The 3896-nt window shown below is 40.0% G+C and carries 3 protein-coding genes; all 3 read left to right on the forward strand.

Going from position 1 to position 3896, the window contains the following annotated elements; genetic code table 11:
• A partial coding sequence (locus OEV42_21355) for a hypothetical protein (protein ID MDH3976818.1) occupies positions 1–2377 on the forward strand: 2377 nt, incomplete at its 5' end.
• Entirely contained in the window at positions 2368–3480 is a 1113-nt protein-coding gene (locus OEV42_21360) for a fibronectin type III domain-containing protein (GenBank protein MDH3976819.1), read from the forward strand. The genes OEV42_21355 and OEV42_21360, both read left to right, overlap by 10 nt.
• Positions 3481–3690: 210 nt before the next feature.
• Positions 3691–3896: hypothetical protein (locus tag OEV42_21365; GenBank protein ID MDH3976820.1), on the forward strand; the 206-nt coding region annotated here is incomplete at its 3' end.

Consider the following 3896-nt stretch of genomic DNA (forward strand, 5'->3'; position numbering starts at 1 on the left):
GGGCCACGTCGAACCGTCAGACACTTACGACGCCTTCCGGGCAGCGGCCGTCGATGGCTATAACTACACCGACTCAAGCGGCCTCACACAAGTCATGGATCTGGCTGTGACGGCCAGCAAGACAGGCGGCGTTCACACTGTCAATCTCACTAACCCCTATACGCCGACGGTCATTGGCACCGTAAAAAATGAAGACGGCACTATTTTTAAGGCCTTCGCCTCAGACATTGCTATCAGCAGAAACTCGGGCCTTGCTTTTATTACCTCCGGCGGGGCTATTTACGTCATCGATATTAAAGACCCCTTTAATCCGATAATGCTGAACAAGATCGATGCGGCGCCTGTTGGTGAAAACGGGGTTATTGATGAACTGCTTGGTGAAGTCAAAGCCCTTGTTGAAAAGGATGGCTGGGTTTATCTGGCGAGTACCGATGGAGGACTTAGGGTGCTGGATTTGGATCCGGTGTATTTGAAATGGATCAAGGTTGAAGGTGAAATAGAGGGTATTAGTTCGGTATTCTCGGAAGATTATTATCCGGCATTAGGTAGCAAGACGATTATCTTGCAAGGTTTTAATGCCAACAATGGTCCATTTAAAGCTGATGAGATTGTAAAAGTAAGGTTGAAAACTATACTTGCAAATGTTGATGTTAATCCTTTAACAGGTTATGAATGCCCCGGTGAAGAGACCAACAATAAATGTGCTAGATTTATTTTTGATGAGAACCTTGGGAAAAACGGTGCCAGTATTGTTAAGTTTACTGTAGCGGCCGCTACTTTAACGGGACTGGAAGAAAAGATAAATTTGCTTTTTGAAGTAGATATGGCATCCTTATCCTCTAGAGATAGGATATCTAATTTTTCGACAGGTGTACCGAAGGAATCTGTATCACTGAACGTGCGGCATAACGGGAATGTAACGATGAAAGATGTGCTGGCCGGAGATGCTGTTTTTGTATTTGATGAAAATAATGAGCGTAGGGGTGAATATAATGAGGCCGATACAGAAGAAACGAGAAAAGTTTATTATGTAAATGAGTTACTAAACCAGATACTGACAAGAAAACGGGGTATTGGTAATTTTCAGCTTCTCGATGAAGAGTCTGGTTTCTATGACCAACAGACAGCCGATGCCATAGGACTTTTTAAGTCAAACTTTGGTATGTCATTGGTTAAGGAGACCGTGGGTAATGAAGTGAGAAATCATGGAAATACAGTTGCTATGCTAAACTTTGATCCAGTAACAAAGGCATTCTCTTATGATGCCACCGATGACACCTCTCCCATATTCCGTAAACTGATGAAGGATTATGGAAAACGAGAGGCTGGTGAGAGTGCTAACTGGTTAAACAGGATAATCGATAAAGGTTTGCTGGTAGGTACGGAGCAAAAAGAAGAAGACTATCTTGTAAATAATGCAGCAAATACAGAGAATGACACCGGACTTAAAGAGTTGTATGCCAATGTGGTTGTCCCATTTGTTGGTGGTATGATTGATAAAGGTAATGAGTATGTGAATTATGGTGAATCATTTAGATCCCGAAGGGACAGAGTGGTGCAAGGTGTTTCTTACAGTTTTGGTAATCACATGCGCATCGATGAATTTACAACATATAAGTCAGAAACAGTAGGTGCACCATTAAATTATCCTATATGCAATCCAACCTTTGAAAATAATTACTGTGCTGATAATGAGTTTTATAATTATAGAGGAAGCCTGGGTGATGCTGATCCTGAGAATATGTATGCAGGGCTAAAGGAACATGAATATAATAGATGGATGAATAGTTACTTCAATCTGGATAACAACAATCATACTACTTTTATTCCAGATGATCACTATTTCTATCCGCTTCATTGGGCAGGTATTGACTGTTCGGGATTTGTACAGAGAATGGTAAATGCTGCTGATCCTGTAACAAATAGTGGGAGTGATGTTCCACCCGTAACTGTTAACGTAAAGAACTTGGAGGATTACTTTGAGGCATGCGACGATCTTTCTTGCTATCGTAGAAATAGGTCATGGAATGAATATTATTTTAATGATCAGTATGAAGCAACTTATAATAAGTCATTAGTAAATAACCGTATTGAAATGTTGAAAAAGCTCAAAAGAGGTGATGTTTTGCAGTATAGAGGTCATATTGCCATGGTATACTCTGATCGAGTAGATTGTTCTGGTGGAAATAATGTTTGTGATTATCAAATCATCCATGCTCATGGCGTACATGAAATATGTTCAAATCAAGAAAATTTACCTGAGGTGAACTGTGTACCTGATATGCGGAAGGTTATTATCCAAACTATCAATAGCCAATTAAGATCTGATAATCTTATAAATCCAAGAAGGATGGGGAGGTTTATGTTATGGGACTAAGGAATCGAATTGTAATATTTTTACTAATGGTAATAATATTAATTTCTCAAAATGCATACTCTGGATGGCAGCCACAAATTGAAAACATTAGTATTGCATGGGGAGAAGGAGATGTTCAGCTTTCATTTGAAGAAGGTGATACAGAAAATAGATGGCCATTTTTAGATGCGGTTTTGAATGATGGTAAACTTGTTTTTACTGATCTAATTAATAAACGCTATATAGTTTTGAATAATGATGGTTCTCTGTTTAAAAGTATTAATTGGTATTTTTATGAAAATGGGGAAAAAAGAAAAAATTTAGATATTACATATCGCTATAGCAACACACAAGGTTTTATGACAGATGGAAGCATTTGGTCAAATGTTGGAAAAACTTTTTTCTTAACTTCAGCAGACGGCCAGCAATTACAAAGTATCAAACAGAGGCCTGTGGAACTAGGTGTTATTAGTACAAAATATATCTCTAGTAGTAAAAAATTGATAGTTATACAATATCCTGATCAGACATTTACAGTGGATATGCAAGGTAGATATGTAAGAGATCTATTAAATTACGTAAATGTTATGTCTGGTAAAAGAGTAAGGAAATATGACTCATGTGGTAAAGTTTTAGGAGAGATGACTGTACCTGATAATGAATATAACATTATACGACCTGCTGGTGATGGCTTTGAAAGAGTAGTGGAGACTATTGCTGAGTATGGTGACCCGGTAATTGCACCTAATGGTGATATTTATGCTGCAAAACGTACACAAGAAGCCTTGATTGTTCTTAAATGGGTTTGGCAAGCTGATCCAAATGTAGATGCTGGTCCCAATGTTCCGGAGGAAGTCCAAGCCCTGCCTTCAACTTCCGGCATTTACATAACATGGAATCCTGCACCACAAGACCCGGGCTGTGTAACTGGGTATGAAATAGAAAGGGCAGCTTCTGCTAATGGATCATTTACAAATTTAACAACTGTACCACTTACAGAAGATCGGACGTACAATTACAATGATACGACAGCAACTGCCGGGGCAACATGGTATTATCGTATAAGTGCAAAGTCGGATATCGGCAATTCCGATCCGGTGGAGGTGAGCGCAACAAGGCCGTAAGGTTTGGAATTGATGAAATCAAATGAAGGGAACGGATTTAATTCTGTTCCCTTTTTTCGTTTCAGGTTGCCGAAGCATATTTGCAAGCAATTCGGTTCAAATGCAGGAATCGGCATTTACCCTTACTAACAATCTTTTGCTTTTGCTCTTTGATAATATAATTGATAACTGATTGTCTGGGGTTAAACCTACTGGGATAAAGACGGCCTCATGGGATATACGCCTCGGTACGAGTCTCCGACGGGATTTGATGATACCGGTGACCAGCCCGTCAGGTCGGCCATGGTGAGAAACGGCAATATGGTGGCCTTCTCCAACGGCGAGGGTAAATATGCCATTCTCGATTACCAGATATCGGACACCTGCCTCTATGCCTCACCCATGACGGCAAGGCACCCGCTGACAGGTAAGGTAGT

This window comes from Deltaproteobacteria bacterium (assembly GCA_029860075.1).
Lineage (GTDB): Bacteria > Desulfobacterota > JADFVX01 > JADFVX01 > JADFVX01 > JAOUBX01.

Bases quoted from the DNA above. Each gene is read 5' to 3' on its own strand.
- OEV42_21360 (MDH3976819.1), top strand. From the start codon at position 2,368: ATGGGACTAAGGAATCGAATTGTAATATTTTTACTAATGGTAATAATA.